General features: G+C 66.5%; 16 protein-coding genes and 1 tRNA gene. All 17 read right to left on the reverse strand.

The window, feature by feature from the left end; all coding sequences use genetic code 11:
* Positions 1-199: 199 nt before the first annotated feature.
* Complete coding sequence (gene dctD / locus HMPREF1224_RS29475; protein WP_003096187.1) at positions 200-1,588, reverse strand: two-component system response regulator DctD; 1,389 nt, start codon at positions 1,586-1,588, stop codon at positions 200-202.
* Positions 1,585-3,423 (reverse strand): two-component system sensor histidine kinase DctB, encoded by a 1,839-nt coding sequence (dctB, locus tag HMPREF1224_RS29480; protein ID WP_003123664.1) that lies wholly within the window; start codon positions 3,421-3,423, stop codon positions 1,585-1,587. Before dctB ends, dctD begins: the two co-directional genes overlap by 4 nt.
* Before the next feature lie 59 nt (positions 3,424-3,482).
* Positions 3,483-4,028, reverse strand: a complete 546-nt coding sequence (rfbC, locus tag HMPREF1224_RS29485; protein ID WP_003096184.1) for a dTDP-4-dehydrorhamnose 3,5-epimerase — start codon at positions 4,026-4,028, stop codon at positions 3,483-3,485.
* Positions 4,028-4,909: a glucose-1-phosphate thymidylyltransferase RfbA gene (rfbA, locus tag HMPREF1224_RS29490; RefSeq protein ID WP_010793672.1), complete on the reverse strand. Its 882-nt coding sequence runs from the start codon at positions 4,907-4,909 to the stop codon at positions 4,028-4,030. The genes rfbC and rfbA overlap by 1 nt, the downstream gene beginning before the upstream one ends.
* The gene (gene rfbD, locus HMPREF1224_RS29495; protein ID WP_010793673.1) at positions 4,906-5,814 is read right to left on the reverse strand and encodes a dTDP-4-dehydrorhamnose reductase; all 909 of its coding nucleotides are present in this window, start codon (positions 5,812-5,814) and stop codon (positions 4,906-4,908) included. The genes rfbA and rfbD overlap by 4 nt, the downstream gene beginning before the upstream one ends.
* Positions 5,811-6,869, reverse strand: a complete 1,059-nt coding sequence (gene rfbB / locus HMPREF1224_RS29500) for a dTDP-glucose 4,6-dehydratase (RefSeq protein ID WP_003096179.1) — start codon at positions 6,867-6,869, stop codon at positions 5,811-5,813. Before rfbB ends, rfbD begins: the two co-directional genes overlap by 4 nt.
* 235 nt (positions 6,870-7,104) lie before the next feature.
* Positions 7,105-7,180, reverse strand: a tRNA-Thr gene (locus HMPREF1224_RS29505).
* A gap of 73 nt (positions 7,181-7,253) precedes the next feature.
* Complete coding sequence (locus tag HMPREF1224_RS29510) at positions 7,254-8,783, reverse strand: DHA2 family efflux MFS transporter permease subunit (RefSeq protein ID WP_003096173.1); 1,530 nt, start codon at positions 8,781-8,783, stop codon at positions 7,254-7,256.
* Between the two features lie 10 nt (positions 8,784-8,793).
* Complete coding sequence (locus tag HMPREF1224_RS29515; protein WP_003110594.1) at positions 8,794-9,978, reverse strand: HlyD/EmrA/EmrK family protein; 1,185 nt, start codon at positions 9,976-9,978, stop codon at positions 8,794-8,796.
* A 14-nt stretch (positions 9,979-9,992) separates the two neighbouring features.
* Positions 9,993-11,471, reverse strand: a complete 1,479-nt coding sequence (locus tag HMPREF1224_RS29520; RefSeq protein ID WP_010793674.1) for an efflux transporter outer membrane subunit — start codon at positions 11,469-11,471, stop codon at positions 9,993-9,995.
* 3 nt (positions 11,472-11,474) lie between these two features.
* Positions 11,475-11,945: a MarR family winged helix-turn-helix transcriptional regulator gene (locus HMPREF1224_RS29525; protein WP_003110596.1), complete on the reverse strand. Its 471-nt coding sequence runs from the start codon at positions 11,943-11,945 to the stop codon at positions 11,475-11,477.
* A gap of 398 nt (positions 11,946-12,343) precedes the next feature.
* Entirely contained in the window at positions 12,344-13,564 is a 1,221-nt protein-coding gene (locus HMPREF1224_RS29530; RefSeq protein ID WP_010793675.1) for a methyltransferase, read from the reverse strand.
* A 68-nt stretch (positions 13,565-13,632) separates the two neighbouring features.
* Entirely contained in the window at positions 13,633-14,325 is a 693-nt protein-coding gene (locus HMPREF1224_RS29535) for an ABC transporter permease (protein WP_003096163.1), read from the reverse strand.
* Complete coding sequence (locus HMPREF1224_RS29540) at positions 14,322-15,017, reverse strand: ABC transporter permease (protein ID WP_003105543.1); 696 nt, start codon at positions 15,015-15,017, stop codon at positions 14,322-14,324. The genes HMPREF1224_RS29535 and HMPREF1224_RS29540 overlap by 4 nt, the downstream gene beginning before the upstream one ends.
* 61 nt (positions 15,018-15,078) lie before the next feature.
* Positions 15,079-15,831: an ABC transporter substrate-binding protein gene (locus tag HMPREF1224_RS29545; RefSeq protein WP_003096156.1), complete on the reverse strand. Its 753-nt coding sequence runs from the start codon at positions 15,829-15,831 to the stop codon at positions 15,079-15,081.
* Between the two features lie 14 nt (positions 15,832-15,845).
* On the reverse strand, positions 15,846-16,619 hold the full coding sequence (locus HMPREF1224_RS29550) for an ABC transporter ATP-binding protein (protein ID WP_003096153.1): 774 nt from the start codon (positions 16,617-16,619) through the stop codon (positions 15,846-15,848).
* Positions 16,620-16,867: 248 nt separating this feature from the next.
* A complete protein-coding gene (locus HMPREF1224_RS29555; protein ID WP_003105540.1) occupies positions 16,868-17,557 on the reverse strand; it encodes a DUF502 domain-containing protein in 690 nt (229 codons plus the stop codon).
* Positions 17,558-17,671: the final 114 nt, after the last annotated feature.

Genomic DNA, 17,671 nt, shown 5'->3' on the forward strand with positions numbered 1-17,671 from the left:
CGGGTGTCCTCTCGGCGTGGCCGAACAAGGGAAGTCTAGGCAGCGCAGCGGCAGATGCTGCGTGAATCGGAAAAGCGCCTGGTCTTCTGCTTGTTGGAACGCTCGGGAAGCCGTGAGCAAGCCCTGTGCCAGTCGGGCAAGGGTACGCAGGGGAGATGCTGCGGGCGCGGATGGCGAACGGTTGGCGGTAATCCGCCATTCATTCGCCATCATCTGGCGGATTTTCGCCAGGTGTGTTGAACGGCAGGCCGTGCTTGCGCAGCTTGTCGTGCAGGGTCTTGCGCGGGATACCGAGGGCCTCGGCGACGCTGCGCAGCGAATTGTGCGGGCGTTCCAGTTCGGCAGCGATCAGCGAGCGCTCGAAGGCCTCGACCTTGGCGCTGAGGTTGTGCGGCTCGTCGGCGGCGTCGGGCAGGACTCCGTCGTCCAGGCTCAGGCCGAGACCCAGGGCGAAGCGCTCGGCGGCGTTCTGCAATTCGCGCACGTTGCCCGGCCAGTCGTAGGCCAGCAGCCGCGCCGACTGGCCGGCGTCCAGTTCGCGTGGCGTCAGGCCATGACGCATGGCGCCGGCTTCGGCGAAATGGCGGAACAGCAGCGGGATGTCTTCGCCGCGCTCGCGCAGCGGTGGAATGCGCAGGCTGGCGACGTTGAGGCGGTAATAGAGGTCGGCGCGGAAGCGGCCCTGGTCGGCGGCCTGGCGCAGGTCTTCCTTGGTTGCCGCGATGATGCGGATATCCAGCGGGATCAACTGGTTGGAGCCGAGCCGCTCGACTACCCGTTCCTGCAGCAGGCGCAACAGCTTGACCTGCACGTCCAGGCTCATGCTCTCGATCTCGTCGAGGAACAGGGTGCCGCCATTGGCGTACTCGAACTTGCCGATGCGGCGCTTCTGCGCGCCGGTGAAGGCGCCGGCCTCGTGACCGAACAGTTCGCTTTCCACCACCGATTCGGCGAGGGCGCCGGCGTTGATCGCGACGAACGGTCCGTCGCGTCTGCTCGACAGGTCATGCAGGGCCCGCGCGACCACCTCCTTGCCGGCGCCGGTTTCGCCAAGGACCAGCACGTCGGCCTGGATCGCCGCCAGCGAGCCGACCTGCTCGCGCAGGCGCTGCATGCCGGCCGAGCGTCCGATCAGGCGCCCATGCAGCTCGTGGCGTTCGGCCAGGGCCAGGCGCAGGGTGCGGTTCTCCAGGACCAGCCGGCGCACCTCCAGGGCGCGGCGCACGCTGTCGAGCAGGGCGTCGCTGGGGAAGGGCTTTTCCAGGAAGTCATAGGCGCCGCCGCGCATGGCCTGGACCGCCAGCGGCACGTCGCCGTGGCCGGTGATCAGGATCACCGGCAGGTCGGCGTCCTGTTCGTGCAATTGGCGGAGCAGTTCCATGCCATCGATGCCGGGCATGCGGATGTCGCTGACCACCACCCCGGGCCAGTCCTTGCACTGCGCGGTATCCAACTGGCGCGCGTCGTCCAGGGTCGCGACCTTGAGCCCGGCGAGGTCGAGCGTCTGGCGCAGGGCCTGGCGCAGGTGCGGATCGTCGTCGATCAGCAGGACCTGGGTCTGGGCATCGAATGGCGCGAAGGGACTCATGCGCGGGTTTCCTCCTGGGGCATGGCGGCGACGCCGGGAACTCCCGGCAGCAAGTGCAGGCGCACCACGGCGCCGCCTTCGAGATGGTTGCCCATTTCCAGGCGGCCGCCGAGGGCGCGCAATAGGTTATCGCAGATGGCCAGGCCGAGGCCGAGCCCTTTGGCGGTGGTCTTGGTGGTGAAGAAGGGTTCGTGGGCGTGGGCCAGGGCGTCCTCGGAAAACCCCGGGCCGTTGTCGCGCAGAGTCAGGGTCACGCCGTGCTGGTCCTGGCTGGCGATTACCCACAGGCGCCGCGGCGGAGCTTTCTCGGCGAGCGCGTCGAGGGCATTGGTGAGCAGGTTGCCGAGGATCTGCCGCAAGCGGGTCTCGCCGGCCTGGACCCACAGCGGGGCGTCCGGCACGTCGCGCAGCAGTTCGACGTTCATCGCCCGCCGCCGGCTGGCCACCATCGACAGGGCGTCCTCGATCGCCGGCTGCAACTGCACGTTCTCCGGCGCCCGGCGCGCACCGCGGGCATAGGCCTTGAGGTGGGCGATGATCGAGGCCATGCGGGTGGTGAGGTCGCTGATCTGCTCGAGATTGCCGCGGGCGTCCTCGGTGCGCTGGTGGTCGAGCAGCACCCGGGCGTTGTCGGCGTAGCTGCGGATCGCCGCCAGCGGCTGGTTGAGTTCGTGGCTGATGCTCGCCGACATGGTGCCGAGGGCCGTGAGCTTGCCGGCCTGGACCACTTCGTCCTGGGCGCGCATCAGCTCGCGCTGGGCCTGCTCGCGTTCGTGGACTTCCTGCTGCAACTGCGCGTTGGCGTTCTCCAGCTCGCGGGTGCGTTCCAGTACGCGCTCTTCCAACTGGCGCTTGGCCTCGGCCTCGAGAGCGATGCGGTCCAGGTAGTGACGGCGGCTGAGGGTCAGCAGGGTAAGCAGCAGGAGCAGGGCGAGCAGGGTCGCGCCGCCGATCAGCAGGACGCTGCGCACCGGCCGTTCGATGAGGGTGCGGGGGGCGTAGATGCTCACCGTCCAGCCGGTTTCCGGTAGCGTCCGGCTCTGGCTGAGCCAGGCGCTCTGCTGCAGGCGCAGGGGCTTCGGGTCCTGCACCGGGTAGGGGATGTTGGCGTGGATCTCGTCGCGCTCCGCCGCGCTCAGCGGCCGACTGGCATGGAAGCGCCAATCCTCGCGGGAGGAGAGGATCACCACGCCGTAGTTGTCTATCACCAGCAGTTGCTCCGGGGAATTGCCCCAGAGCCGTTCGATGTGTTCGAGATCGACCTTCACCACCAGCACGCCGATGATCCGCGAGCCTTCCTTCACCGCGCTGGCGAAGTAGTAGCCGCGCTTGATCGAGGTGGTGCCCAGGCCGAAGAAGCGCGCCAGGCGGCCCTGCATGGCCTCGCGATAATAGGGGCGGAAGGCGAAGTTGCGGTGGACGAAACTGTCCGCCTGGGCCCAGTTGGAGGCGACCTGGGTGGTGCCGTCCGGTTGCAGCAGGTAGATCACGTCGGCGCCGGTGCGTCGGCGGATGTCGGCCAGCGCCTCGTTGGCGATCTTCTGCAGCAGCGGGTCGCCAGGTTGTTGCAGGGCCTGGCGCAGCACCGGCAGGCCGCCGAGGATCTGCGGCAGTTCTTCGTAGCGGCGCAGCGTGCCGAGCAGGTTGGCGACGTAGAGGTCGAGCGTCTGGCGGTTCTGCTCGGCCAACTGCTCGCTGTAGTAGCGCTCGGCGAAATATTGCAGGGGCCAGAGCAGCGGCGCGAGAAGCAGGGCGAGGATGACCAGCGAGCGCCAGCGATGGAAATAGGCTTTCAAGACGAACGAACCTGCCGTGGCTGCGAGTATCCGGGGCATCCCGGACGGGATGCCCTAAATTATCACGCCTTGCGCCGAGTCCGGTCGCTCCCTGCCGTTCAGGGGAAGCAGTCGGCGTCGGCGAATGCCTTGCCCTGGCGGTCCTTCTCCGAAAGCAGGGGGGCATCCTGCAGCGGCCAGTCGATCTTCAGCTCGGGATCGTTCCAGACGATGCAGCGTTCGTGTTCCGGCGCCCAGAAGTCGGTGGTCTTGTAGAGGAACTCGGCGTATTCGCTGAGCACCACGAAGCCGTGCGCGAAGCCGGCCGGAATCCACATCTGGCGCTTGTTCTCCGCGCTCAGGCGTTCGCCTACCCACTGGCCGAAGGTCGGCGAGCCGCGACGCAGGTCGACGGCCACGTCGAATACCTCGCCGAGAGTGGCGCGCACCAGTTTTCCCTGGGCTTGCCGGATCTGGTAGTGCAGGCCGCGGAGGACGCCACGGGCGGAACGCGAATGGTTGTCCTGGACGAAGCTGACCGGATGACCGCAGGCTTCCTCGAAGGCGCGCTGGTTGTAGCTTTCGAAGAAGAATCCGCGATCGTCGCCGAACACCCGGGGTTCGAAGAGGATGACGTCGGGAATTGCCAGGCGGGTCGCTTTCATCAGTACACGGTTCCAGTCAGCAGGCGCTTGAGGTATTGGCCGTAGCCGTTCTTGGCCAGCGGCGCGGCGAGTTTTTCCAGTTGCGCGGCGTCGATCCACTTCTGCCGGTAGGCGATCTCTTCCGGGCAGGCCACCTTGAGACCCTGGCGGTTCTCCAGGGTGGCGATGAACTGGCCGGCCTCGAGCAGCGAATCGTGGGTGCCGGTATCCAGCCAGGCGTAGCCGCGGCCCATGATCTCCACGCTGAGCTGGCCGTGCTCCAGATAGGCGCGGTTGACGTCGGTGATCTCCAGCTCGCCGCGCGGCGAAGGCTTCAGGTCCCTGGCGATGTCCACCACCTGCTGGTCGTAGAAATACAGGCCGGTGACCGCGTAGTTCGACTTCGGCTCCAGTGGCTTCTCTTCCAGGCTGATGGCCTTGCCGCCCTGGTCGAACTCGACCACGCCGTAGCGCTCCGGGTCCAGCACGTGGTAGGCGAAGACGCTGGCGCCGGTCTGGCGCTGCGAAGCGCTGCCGAGCAACTCGTGGAAGTCGTGGCCGTAATAGAGGTTGTCGCCCAGGACCAGCGCGCTGAGGTCGTTGCCGATGAACGACTCGCCGATCAGGAAGGCCTGGGCCAGGCCGTCCGGCGACGGTTGCACGGCATATTGCAGGTCCAGGCCCCAGTTCGAACCGTCGCCCAGCAACTGCTGGAAGCGTGGGGTGTCCTGTGGGGTCGAGATGATCAGTATCTCGCGGATGCCCGCCAGCATCAGGGTACTGAGCGGGTAGTAGATCATCGGCTTGTCGTACACCGGCAGCAACTGCTTGGAGATGGCCAGCGTTGCCGGGTGCAGGCGGGTGCCCGAGCCTCCGGCGAGGATGATGCCCTTGCGTTTCATAGTGGTCCCTGCTCGCTCAGTTCCTGGATCATGCGTCCGGCATGGTAGCGCCAGTCGGGCAGTACCAGGCCGAAGACCTGTTGCAGCTTGTGGTTGTCGAGGCGCGAATTGGCCGGACGCTTCGCCGGCACCGGGTAGTCCTCGGTGGCGATCGGCAGGACCCGCTGCGGCGTCGCCTGCAACTCCCAGCCCCGCTCCAGCGCCTGTTCGATGACGAAGCGCGCATAGAGGTGCCAGGACGTCTCGCCGCTGGCGACCAGGTGGTAGGTGCCGCTGGCCCGTGCTGCCAGCTCGACATCCCAGCGCAGGCGCTGCAGGACCTGGGCGGTGACGTCGGCGATCAGCTCGGCGCTGGTGGGCGCGCCGAACTGGTCGGCCACGACCTTGAGTTCGTCGCGTTGCCCGGCCAGGCGCAGCATGGTCTTGGCGAAGTTTCCGCCGCGCGCGGCGTAGACCCAGCTGGTGCGGAAGATCAGGTGGCGGCAGCCGCTGGCGCGGATGGCCTGCTCGCCTTCCAGCTTGGTCTGCCCGTAGACGCTCAGCGGGCCGGTCGGCGCGTCCTCGGCGAAAGGCACGCTGCCCGCGCCGTCGAACACGTAGTCGGTGGAGTAATGCACCAGCCAGGCGCCGCAGGCCGCGGCCTCCTCGGCCAGTACCGCGACGGCGCGGGCATTGATCAGGCGGGCGTTGTCGGCATCGCTCTCGGCCTTGTCCACCGCGGTGTAGGCACCGGCGTTGACGATGAACTGCGGCCGCTCGGCGCGAACCAGTCGCGCCAGGCCTTCGGGGTCGGCGAGATCGGCGCGCCGGCGGTCACAGACCAGCAGTTCGCCCAGCGGCGCCAGGGCGCGCTGCAGCTCCCAGCCGACCTGGCCGTTGGCGCCGAGGAGAAGGATCCGGTTCATGCGTACTGCTTACCCACCCACTCGCGGTAGGCACCGCTGGTTACGTTGGCCACCCAGTCCTGGTTGTCCAGGTACCAGCGCACGGTCTTGCGGATGCCGGTCTCGAAGGTTTCCGCCGGCTTCCAGCCCAGCTCGCGCTCCAGGCGCGTGGCATCGATGGCGTAGCGGCGATCATGGCCCGGACGATCCTTGACGAAGGTGATCTGCTCGCGATAGCTGCGGCCGTCGGCGCGCGGCTGCTCCTGGTCGAGGATGGCGCAGAGGGTCTCGACCACGTCGAGGTTGGCCTTTTCGTTCCAGCCGCCGACATTGTAGGTCTCGCCCAGTTGCCCGGCTTCGAGGACCCGGCGGATGGCGCTGCAATGGTCCTTGACGTAGAGCCAGTCGCGGATCTGCTGGCCGTCGCCGTAGATCGGCAGCGGCTTGCCGGCCAGGGCGTTGTGGATCACCAGTGGGATGAGCTTTTCCGGGAAGTGGTAGGGGCCGTAGTTGTTCGAGCAGTTGGTGGTCAGCACCGGCAGCCCGTAGGTGTGGTGATAGGCCCGCACCAGGTGGTCGGAGGCCGCCTTGGACGCCGAGTAGGGACTGTTCGGCTCGTAGCGGTTGTTCTCGGTGAAGGCCGGATCGCTCGGTGCCAGCGAGCCATAGACTTCGTCGGTGGAGACGTGGAGGAAGCGGAATGCCGCCTTCGCTTCCGGCTCCAGCGCGCCCCAGTAGGCGCGCACTTCTTCCAGCAGGCGGAAGGTGCCGACGATGTTGGTCTGGATGAAGTCCTCGGGGCCGTGGATCGAGCGGTCCACATGGGATTCCGCGGCGAAGTTGAGGATCGCCCGCGGCTGGTGCTCGGCGAGCAGGCGGGCTACCAGTTGGCTATCGCCGATATCGCCGGCAACGAAGGTGTGCCGGGCGTCGCCGTCGAGGCTGGCGAGGTTCTGCCGGTTGCCGGCGTAGGTGAGCTTGTCGAGGCTGACCACCGGCTCGTCATGCAGGGCCAGCCAGTCGAGCACGAAATTGGCGCCGATGAAGCCGGCGCTGCCGGTCACGAGAATCGTCATGAGTCATACCTTGTTCAAGCAGTGGTTGTCCGTAGGGCTGCTTCGACACGTCCCGCCAAGGTGTACCAATCGATCGTGAAGACGACGATTAGTACGGGAAAAATGGCGATCCTGCCAACCCCAGATCTGGTAGGTGCATCTGACCCGGCATTCTATGCGAAGTGCCATCATCGGGCGGCAGGTAGGAGGATAAAACAAAAAAGCCCCGCGCGAGGCGGGGCTTTTCGGGGATTCGTGGTGCCGGCACCAGGAGTCGAACCCGGGACCTACTGATTACAAGTCAGTTGCTCTACCAGCTGAGCTATACCGGCGAAGAGGGCGACATTATAGCCAGCCGCCGCCAGGAGTAAACCACTGATTTTCCTGCCCGAATGCCGTTCGTCCTCAGTGCCCGGAGGCGGCCGCGCCGGGCTTGGCGCCGAACGGCGGGCGGGCCAGCCAGATGATCACCAGCAGGGCGAGGAACAGCCAGCCGAGCATGGTGAAGTAGTCGATGGTGGACATCATGTAGGCCTGGCTCTGCACCATCCGGTCGAGCAGCGCCGCGTTCGCCTGGGTGTTGCCGCCGAGCTGGGCGAGGGTTTCGTGGGTGGCCGGGTCGTAGAGGCTGATGTTTTCGCTGAGGTAGGCGTGGTGTTGGGTGGCGCGGCGGTTCCAGATCCAGGTGGTCAGCGAGGCGGCGAAGCTGCCGCCGAGGGTGCGCAGGAAGGTGGCCAGGCCGGAGCCGTCGGCGATCTGGTCGGGGGGCAGGTCGGAGAGCAGGATGCTCAGGATCGGCATGAAGAAGAACGCCACGCCGAGCCCCATGATCAACTGCACGATGGCGATGTGCTGGTAGTCGACCTCGGTGGTGAAGTTGGCGCGCATGAAGCAGGTGATGGCCATCGCCAGGAACGACAGGCCGGCGAGCATGCGCAGGTCGAAATGGTTGGCGTAGCGGCCGACCAGCGGCGAGAGGAACACCGGGAGGATGCCGATTGGCGCGGCGGCCAGCCCGGCCCAGGTGGCGGTGTAGCCCATCTGGGTCTGTAGCCATTGCGGGAGCAGCAGGTTGATGCCGAAGAACGCGGCATAGCCCAGCACCAGCGCCAGGGTGCCGGCGGCGAAGTTGCGGTGGGCGAACAGGCGCAGGTTGACGATCGGATGGCGGTCGGTGAATTCCCAGATGATGAAGAAGGCCAGGGCGATCGCCGCGATCAGCGCGCCGCCGACGATGAAGTTCGACTCGAACCAGTCCAGGTCGTTGCCCTTGTCGAGGACGATCTGCAGGGCCCCGACGCCGATCACCAGGGCGATCAGGCCGACGTAGTCCATCGGCGCCTTCTTGATCACCACCGGGCGTGCCTTCAGTTGCTGGTAGACGACGAAAGCGGCGAACAGGCCGACCGGCACGTTGATGAAGAAAATCCACGGCCAGCTGTAGTCGTCGGTGATCCAGCCGCCGAGGATCGGCCCGGCGATCGGCGCCACCACCGTGACCATCGCCAGCAGGGCCAGGGCCATGCCGCGCTTCGCCGGTGGGTAGATGGAGATCAGCAGGGTCTGGGTGATCGGATACAGCGGCCCGGCGACGAAGCCCTGCAAGGCGCGGAAGCCGACCAGAGAAGGCATCGACTGGGCGATGCCGCAGAGGAACGAGGCGAGTACGAACAGCAGCGCGGCGGCGATGAACAGGCGCACCTCGCCGACCCGCCGGGCCAGCCAGCCGGTCAGCGGCAGGGCGATGGCGTTGCTCACGGCGAACGAGGTGATCACCCAGGTGCCCTGTTCCGAACTCACCCCGAGGTTACCGGAGATGGTCGGCAGGGCGACGTTGGCGATGGTGGTGTCGAGCACCTGCATGAAAGTCGCCAGGGACAGGCCGATGGTCGCCATCACCAGGCTGGGCGGGGAGAAGCTGCTGCTTTCGCTCATGCTGGCGGGCTCAACGCTGGGCGGTCTTGCCGTGGTCTTCGGCGAGGTTGGCTTCGATCAGGCGTTCGATCAGCTTGTCGGCCGAGGCCAGTTGCTGCTGGTAGACATCGGTGGAGAACAGCGCTTCGCGCGGTGGCTGCTGGGCCAGGGCCGGGCCGCTCTGGTCGTGCAGGTCGACCTTGACGTCCATCGACAGGCCGATGCGCAGCGGATGCTTCTGCAATTCTTGCGGATCGATATGGATGCGCACCGGCACCCGCTGGACGATCTTGATCCAGTTGCCGGTGGCGTTCTGCGCCGGCAGCAGGGAGAACGCGCTGCCCGTGCCCACGCCGAGGCTGTCGACGGTGCCGCTGTAGCGCACGTCGCTGCCGTAGAGGTCGGAGCGGATCTCCACCGGCTGGCCGATACGCATGTGCTTGAGCTGGGTTTCCTTGAAGTTGGCGTCGATCCAGATCTGGTCCAGCGGGACCACGGCCATCAGCGCATTGCCCGGTTGCACGCGCTGGCCGACCTGTACGCTGCGCTTGGCGACGTAGCCGGTGACCGGCGCGACGATGGTCGAGCGGGCGTCGTCCAGGTAGGCCTGGCGCAGTTGCGCGGCGGCGGCCTTGACGTCCGGATGGGAGGTGATCTGGGTGTCGTCGACCAGCGCGCGATTGGTGTTCAACTGCTGTTCCGAGCTGGTCAGCGAGGCTTTCGCGCTGTCCAGGGCGTCGCGGGCGTGGGCCAGTTCCTCCTGGGAAATGGCGCCGTCGTCGGCGAGGTTCTTGCGCCGCTTGTAGTCGGCCTCGGCCTTGGCCAGCGCGACCTTGCGGGTGGCGACCTCGGCGCGATAGCCGTCGACGTTGCTGAACAGCCCGCGCACCTGGCGCACGGTGTGGGCCAGGTTGGCCTCGGCGCGCTGGAGGGCGATGTCGGCGTCGCTGGGATCGAACCTGACCAGTTCCTGGCCCTTGCGCACCAGGTCGCCGTCGTCGGCGCCGATGCTGACCACGGTGCCGACGATCTGCGGGGTGATCTGTACCACGTTGCCGTTGATGTAGGCGTCGTCGGTGTCCTCGTGCCAGCGGCCGTAGAAGAACTCCCAGGCCACGCTGGCCAGGGTGGCGAGAACGATCACGGCGAGCAGGATCAGCAACCAGCGCTTGCGCTTCGGGTTGCCGGCGGGGGTTTCGCTGTTGGCGGTAGTCATGGTGGGTGCCTCGTTCATTCTGCCGGCGCTTTCGCGGTAGCGAGCGCAGCGGAGCGGGAATCGGGTTGGAAACCGCCGCCCAGGGCCTGGACCAGCTGGACGGAAAGATCGATCTGCTGGCTCTCCAGGCTGGCCAGCTGGCGTTCGGCGACCAGCAGTTGCTGTTGCACGCTGAGGGCGTCGAGGTAGCTGCCGACGCCTTCGCCGTAGCGACGCATGGCCAGGTCGAAGTTGGACCTGGCGATATCGCGGGCCTGGCGCTGGTCGATCACCTGCTGCTCCAGGGAGCGCAACTTGCCGAGGTCGTCGCTGACCTCGCCGAGGGCCTGGACCAGCGTCTTGTTGTACTGGCCGACGGCCAGGTCGTAGTCGGCGTCGCGTTCGGCCAGGTTGGCGCGGCGGCGGCCACCGTCGAAGATCGGCAGGGAGATCGCCGGCGCCACCTGGAAGAAGCGGCTCGGCGCCTGCAACACGTCGCTGGTGTGCAGGGCGGCGAGGCCGGCCATCGCGCCGAGATTGAGGTTGGGATAGAACTCGGTCTTCGCCGAGTCGATGTTGCGGCGCGCCGCCTCGACCCGCCAGCGCGCGGCAACGATGTCGGCGCGGCGGCCGAGCAGTTCCGCCGGGAGCACCGAGGGCAGGCTCAGGCTGGCCGGGTTCAGCGGTTGCGGGCGCTGCAGTTCGAGACCGCGATCGGGCCCCTTGCCCAGCAGCACGGCGAGGGCGATGCGGGCGCTGGCGATGTCCTGCTCGGCGGCGCTGAGCTGCTGGCGGGCGGTGGCCAGCTGGGTCTGCGTCTGTTGCAGCTGGACCTTGCTGTCGAGCCCGGCGCTCATGCGCTTCTGGCTCAGCTCGGTCATGCGCTGCGAGCGCTTCAGTTCTTCCTCGGCGAGATCGCGCACGGTAAAGGCGTGGGCGAGGTCGCTGTAGGCGCGGGCGATGCTCGCCGAGAGGCCGATGCGCGCGGCCTGGCTGTCGATCCGGGCGGCATTGGCCTGGCCGAGGGCGGCTTCCCAGGCGGCGCGCTCGCCGCCCCAGAGGTCGAAGTCGTAGTTGAAGCCGAGCGACAGGTACTTGATCGCCGAATAGCGGCCGCCGAGCGGTGCCGGGGCCACGCTGGTCGGCGCGCGGATGCCGGAGTAGCTGGCCTTGGCGTCCAGCGTCGGCTGGCGCGCGGCATCTTGCGCCTGGGCCGTTGCCGCCGCCTGGCGCGCACGCGCCTCGGCGATCTGCAGGTCGGGGGTGCCTTGCAGGGCTTCGCCGATCAGTTGGTCGAGCTGCCGGTCGCCGAGCCCGGTCCACCAGTCCTGGCGCGGCCAGGCCGCTGGCGAAAGGGCTACGCCGTCCAGGCTCCTGCCCGCCTGGAGGGCGCCTGCCGGTTGCAGTTGGGCGTTCGGTTCCAGGCCTTCGGAAGTGACGCAGCCGGCGGCCAGCAGTATCGCCGAGGCCAGCGCCAATCGCTGCGGCCAGGGATGGAGAAGAGGGAACGGCATGGATCAGGACTCCTGCAGGCTGGCCCTAGGGCAGCCGGCGTGTAGCAGAACCTTGGTCAGCAGATGGGTCAGCGTCTGCAATTCTTCCGTGCTCAGGCAGGCGACCAGCTCGTTCATCGCCGCCGAGGCGATCAGCGGAAGCTGCTCCTGGACCTTCCGTCCCGCTTCGCTGAGATCCAGGCGCAGGCAACGGCGGTCTTCGGGACAGCGGCCGCGCAGCAGCAGCCCTTTTTTCTCCAGGCGCGCCAGCATGCGCGTCATCGAGCCGCTGTCCACCGACAGCTCGCGACACAGTTCGACCGGACTGTTGGCGCGGTTGAGACCGACGAAGATCAGCACCTTGAACTGGGCGGCGGTTATGTCCAGCGCGGCGAGGTGCTTCTCGAGGATGCGGTCCTTGGTCGCGGCACTGACGCCGATGAGCTGGCCAATGGAGCCCTTGAAGGGAAAGTCGGAAGCGCTGTAGTGACCCATGGGGGATCGCTGTCTAGGCAGGGAAAGTGTTTCAAAATAATACTGCCTAGGCAGCGATTAACAAGAGGTCAACCGTTGCAATAGAAGAACAATCCGTTCCTTCGAACGTCATACGATGCCGTTTTGCAACTATTGTCGGTGCTGAAGTCCACTTTCGGATTAACCGGAAAGCCAGGCTTATGCACAAGTGGGCAAGGGATAGGAAGGAAACGCTCTAAGAGTCGCTGTGGTTATTTCGGTTGTTATCAAGATATTGTTTTATATGGATTTTATTTTTTCTGTTCATTTTTTGAACAGCATTGGCTGCCCCTGGATACGGGCCCCTCGGCAGATGTTTCCCAGAACTTGTCACCAGACTTATCCACAGGTTGTGTGGGCAACCATCCGGAACACCCGTATCAGCTGCGCTCCGCAAGGATCAGCAGGTTTCGCGGAGACAGGGAGGTCGGACAGAACTCGCCCAGGCGGACGCTATAGCCCTGTTCGACCAGATACAGGCAGCGGTCCAGCAGCAGCCAGAGTTCCAGCGGGCGGCGGAACAGGGCGCGCACCAGTTCCAGGTTGCGAACCATCGCCAGGCGCTTCCAGCCGGCCGCTTCCAGCGCCTGCCAGTCGCGCGCGGCCGGTTCGGGAAGTCCCTTGAGGGCGGCGAGTTCGCGACAGTAGTCGGCGTATGGACGTTCCAGCCAGGCCACCGGAAGGGAAGGCACGCTGAGGTACTGGTCGATTCCGCGTAGCTCGCGCTGCAGCAGGTCGAAACCCAGGCGCCGGGCCATCGACTGGTCGCGCTGGCGACGGACCCGTTGGCTGGCGGTGACTGTCTCGCTCAGGGGCAGGCGCAGGTCGTCAAGCGATAGCGCGAGCAGCGATCGGCCTGCTGCTTGCGAGAGTGGCTGGTAGAAAGGCCCCGGAATGCGGTTGTAGCAGCATGGCGCCACCGCCAGTTGGCGACAGCCGGCCTGGCTGGCCAGGCGCAGCAGGCGCAGGTGTAGTTCGCCGCAAGCGTGCAGGGCCACTGGCGTATGCCCGGGAAGCAGGCGCTCGGCGCAGTCCGCGGCCAGCACATCCTGGCGGAGGTGGTGGGCGGAGAGCCCCAGGCGGTCGCTCAGGCGCTGTCCGTCGGCGACCAGCGCGGGATCGTGTTCGAGGCAGGTCAGCGGTTGCCCCGCATGGGCCAGCAGGCGGCCCAGATGGCCCTTGCCGGAGCACCAGTCGAGCCAGTGGACGACCGGCCGGGCGAACTGCAGGCGCCCGGCGAACAGGCCGATCTGCTGCCACTTGCGTCCCGGTACGTCGACGTTGAAGCGGTTCGGTGCCTGCGGGCGTTCCGCCAATGGCAGTTCGCCGACCGCGCCCAGCGCCGCGGCTTGGGCGGCGAGCTGCGGATAAGGCGCGGGCGCGGCCAGGCGGGTGGGCTGGTTGTGCTCCGCGTCGGCCTGTTCGAGGCTGCGCCCGCGCAGCCAGGACGCCAGCTCGGCGTGTTCGGCTTCCCACGCCATGGTCGGTTCGCTGAACGGGCGGGGTCGCCAGAGCCGCTGGTGTTCGAGGAGGAACGCGTCCAGCGCGAGGAAGCGCTGCGACAGGGCGTCGCCAGTGAGGAGCGGGAAGGTTTCGGACACGATGCGAGCGGCAGCGGGAAAACGGGGCGGCGATTATAGCCGCCCCGCAGGCATCGGAAAGCGCCCGCTCAGCGGCCCTGGGTGGCGTCGACCCGCAACCAGCGTTCGATCAGGCGGAAGATCCGCGTCAGCACGATGGTGATCACCAGGTACAGCGCGCCGGCCAGGCAGAAGAACAGCATCGATTCGTAGGTGCGGGCGATGATGGTCCGGGCCATGCCCATGATGTCGAACAGGGTCACGGTGTAGACCACCGCGCTGGCCTTGAGCATCAGGATCACTTCGTTGCTGTAGGCCGGCAGGCCGATGCGCACCGCGCGCGGCAGGATGATGTGCCAGAGCGCCTGGCGCCGCGACATGCCGAGGGCGCGGGCGGCCTCCACCTCGCCGACCGGCACCGAGTGGATCGCGCCGCGGAGGATCTCGGCGATATAGGCGGCGGTGTGCAGGGTCATGGTCAGCAGCGCGCACCAGTACGGATCGCGCAGGTAGGGCCAGAAGGCGCTCTTGCGCACTTCCTCGAACTGCGCCAGGCCGTAGTAGACGATGAACAGTTGCAGCAGCAGCGGCGTGCCGCGGAAGAAGAAGATGTAGGCGTACGGCACCGCGCGCACGTACCAGTGCCGCGAGGCGCGGGCGATGCCCAGCGGCAGGGCCAGGGCGAGCCCGGCGACCACCGCGATCGCCAGCAGCTCCAGGGTCAGCGCCGCGCCCTGGAGCATCTTCGGCATCCACTTGAGGATCAGCTCCCACTCGCTCATAGCTCGTTCCTCACGAAACCACGGCCGGCGCGACGTTCGAGGAAGTGCAGGGCGACCATGATGACGACCGTGAGGCTCAGGTAGATGGCGGCCGCGGTCATGTAGAAGGTGAAGGGTTCCTTGGTCGCGTTGGAGGCGACCTGCGCCTTGCGCATGATCTCGTCGAGGGTGATCAGCGACACCAGCGCGGTGTCCTTCAGCAGGATCAGGTACAAGTTGCCGAGGCCGGGCAGGGCGACCCGCCAGATCTGCGGCAGGACGATGCGCCAGAATATCCGACCGGGCGACAGGCCGAGCGCCTGGCCGGCCTCGCGATGGCCGCGCGGAATGGACAACAGCGCGCCGCGGAACACCTCGGTGGCGTAGGCGCCGAAGCACAGGCCGAGGGCCAGGGTGCCGGCGGCGAACGGCGAGAGCGCCAGGTCCGGCTTGCCGAAAAGGTCGCCGAGGGCGTTCAGGCCGCTCACCGTGCCGAAATAGATCATCAGTACCCAGAGCGTTTCCGGCACGCCACGGACGATGGTGGTGTAGGTGCCGCCGAGGAAACGCAGGGCCGCGTACTTCGAAGTCTTCGCGATGGCGCCGAGGAGGCCGAGCAACAGCCCCACGCAGACCGCCGCCAGCGACAGCTTGAGGGTCATCCAGGTACCGGCGAGCAGTTGCTCGCCGAACCCATGCAGGTCGAGAATCATGAGAAGTCAGGCCTGAAGGCGGCCACCGCCGGGACGCACCCGGTGGTGGCCTGGCTTGGCATCAATAGATGCTGAAGGGGAAGTACTTGTCGTTGATCTTCTTGTAGGTACCGTCGGCGACGATTTCCTTCAGCGCGGCGTTGAGCTTCTCGCGCAGCGGGTCGCCCTTGCGCACGGCGATACCGATCTTGTCGTTGTCGAACACCGGTTCGCCCTTGAACTCGAACTCCTTGCCGGCGTCGCTCTTCAGCCAGTCGTACTGCACGAACTTGTCGGCCAGCACGCCGTCCAGGCGCCCCGAGGAGAGGTCGAGGTAGGCGTTCTCCTGGGTGTCGTAGAGCTTGATGGTGACCACGTCGGCCATGTTGTCTTCCAGCCAGGTGCCGGCGATGGTGGCGCGCTGGGCGCCGATCACCTTGCCCTTCAGGGAGTCCTTGTCGGTCTTGAAGTCGACGCTCTTCGGCGCGACGAACTGCAGCTTGTTGGTGTAGTAGGGATCGGTGAAGTCGACTGCCTGCTTGCGCTCGTCGGTGATCGACATGGACGCGACGATGAAGTCGAACTTCTTGGCGTTCAACGCCGGGATGATGCCGTCCCAGTCGGAGGTCACCACCTCGCACTCGGTCTTCATCTTGGCGCACAGCGCCTTGCCGATGTCGAGGTCGAAGCCGACCGCCTGGCCGCTGGCATCGATGCCGTTGAAGGGCGGGTAGGCGCCTTCGGTGCCGATGCGCAGCTTGTCGGCGGCGCTGGCGTCGAGGGCGAAGGCCAGGGTTGCAGCGGCGGCCAGCAGGATCTTCTTATAGTTCTTCATGCGGTGTTGCTCCGTTAGCGGTGGCTGGACATGAACTGTTTGCAGCGCGCCGACTGGGGGTTTTCGAAAACCTGTTGCGGCGTTCCCTGCTCTTCTACCAGGCCCTGGTGGAGGAATACCACCTCGCTGGAAACCTGGCGGGCGAAGCTCATTTCGTGGGTGACCAGCAGCATGGTCCGGCCCTCTTCGGCGAGCGCACGGATCACGTTAAGCACTTCCTGTACCATTTCCGGGTCGAGCGCCGAGGTGGGCTCGTCGAACAGGATCACCTTGGGTTGCATGGCCAGGGTCCGGGCGATGGCCGCGCGTTGCTGCTGGCCGCCGGAAAGTTGCGCGGGATAGCTGTGGCGCTTGTCGGCGATGCCGACCTTGGCCAGTAGGCCCTCGGCGATCTCGATCGCTTCGGCCTTGCTTTTGCCCAGTACGCGACGTGGCGCCTCGATCACGTTGTCGAGGATGCTCATGTGCGGCCACAGGTTGAAATTCTGGAAGACGAAACCGAGTTCGCTGCGCAGCCGGTTGATCTGCTGGCTGTCGGCGGCGACCAGGTCGCCGTTCTTGCTCTTCTTCAGGCGCAGCTCTTCGCCGGAGACCAGGATCTGGCCCTGGTGCGGGTTCTCCAGCAGGTTGATGCAGCGCAGGAAGGTGGATTTGCCCGAGCCGGACGATCCGAGGATGGAGATCACGTCGCCGTCGCGGGCGGTGAGGGAGATGCCCTTGAGCACTTCGAGGTCGCCGTAGCGCTTGTGCAGGTTACGGATTTCCAGTGCGGGGGTGGCCTCGGCCATGGATTTTCCTCTTGTTATTCGGATTGGAAGGGCCTTCCTGGCGAAGGCAAGCTAGCACAGCGCTTCAACCGGAGCCAAGCAGGCGGCGTGCCTCTGGAGCGGGGTTGGCGGCATCTTGTCGCATCGCTGCAGTGCGCTGTCGCGTAGGAACAAAACTGTCGGCTTTCGAAGAAAACTCCTGGCGAACCCTGACCTGAAGCAGAGCCTGGAGGTCGGCGCGCGCCCCGTTCCCGAGCATGCGGGACCGCCTATGGAGCCGCCGGCGGCTGCTCCGCGCGCGGCTCCGCCAGCACCTTGGCGGCGGCCAGCGGCGGCGGTGGGGTGATGCCCATCGACACATAGATGCTGGTGAAGGTGTCCATGCCGATCTGTGCCGGTTTCACCCATTCCACCGGAACGTAGAGCAGGCCGCCGCCCACCGGGATCGGCGCGGTCGGCACCAGGATCGCGTAGTGCGCGCGGCCGTCCAGTTCCACCGCTTCGGGGTTGGGCATCAGCGCCAGCACGGCGGCGCCGTCGCCGCCGAAGAAACACCACACCGGACTCATCGCGGCGATGTCGGCGTCCTGCTTCTTGTCCAGCAGGCCGACGAAACGGTCGGCCAGGTTGTACAGGTTGCCGATCAGCGGGGTGCGCCGCAGGGTCAGGTCGAACAGGTTGGCCAGCGGCCGCTTCAGGCCTAGCTGTACGCCGAGGCCAAGCAGGTAGATGGCTACCAGCAGTAGCGCGGTACCGAGCAGGTAGGCCAGTGGCGAATCGCCGGCGAGCGGCTGGCCGATGGCGGCGAAGCCGCGACCGATCAGGCTGGATGGCCCGACGAAGCGGTTCAGCAAGCTGACCACCCAGGCCAGCAAGGCTAGGGTGAGTACCAGCGGCAGCATCACCAGCAGGCCGGCGAGCCAGGTGGTGAGCAGGGAGTTGAAGCTTTTCTTCAGCATCGATCGGGGGTCCGGACAAGGTCCGCCTAGTCTATCGGCACTGCCTGGCTCACGCTCGGCCGTTCGCCGGGATGGGCGAAAGATCCGCCGCGGCGATTCGTCATTCCTTGTAGG

The sequence above is a fragment of the Pseudomonas sp. P179 genome (assembly GCF_000478485.2).
Lineage (GTDB): Bacteria > Pseudomonadota > Gammaproteobacteria > Pseudomonadales > Pseudomonadaceae > Pseudomonas > Pseudomonas aeruginosa.